Origin of the sequence: Pseudoalteromonas sp. S4492 (assembly GCF_005886115.1) — a bacterium.
Taxonomy (GTDB): Bacteria; Pseudomonadota; Gammaproteobacteria; order Enterobacterales; family Alteromonadaceae; genus Pseudoalteromonas; species Pseudoalteromonas gelatinilytica.
In genome coordinates this window covers 1-315 of the sequence record NZ_PNCP01000270.1, presented here as the reverse complement: position 1 = coordinate 315, position 315 = coordinate 1, and the positions used below count along the sequence as shown (strand labels likewise).

The window sequence follows — 315 nt, the reverse complement described above, 5'->3', positions numbered from 1 at the left end:
TGTCATGAGGCATCTGCAAGTGATGTTATTGCCCATAGATAGTAAGACCGTCAGGCGTTCTTATGATAAGAGTAAAAAGCGTGGTGCGATCGATACTGGCCTGAAGAGAAAGCAGAAAAAGGCGGCTATGAGTACGCGCTATCTGGCTGAAATCCTTGCGAGGCAAGAACTTTCAAGATTTAGCCGTGGGGGGCAACCCGGCGCTGAACGGCAAGATAAGTCAAAAACTGTCTGACATGATCAGGCCCTAAATCCTGTGGGTGTTTCAAGTGATGATAGCGAATGAAGTACTTAATCCAATAACAATACGACTGT

1 protein-coding gene is annotated in these 315 nt (G+C 46.0%); it reads left to right on the top strand.

Features of this window, described 5'->3' with window-relative positions; genetic code table 11:
• A partial coding sequence (locus tag CWC28_RS22395) for a hypothetical protein (RefSeq protein ID WP_212746829.1) occupies window positions 1–235 on the top strand: 235 nt, incomplete at its 5' end.
• Window positions 236–315: the final 80 nt, after the last annotated feature.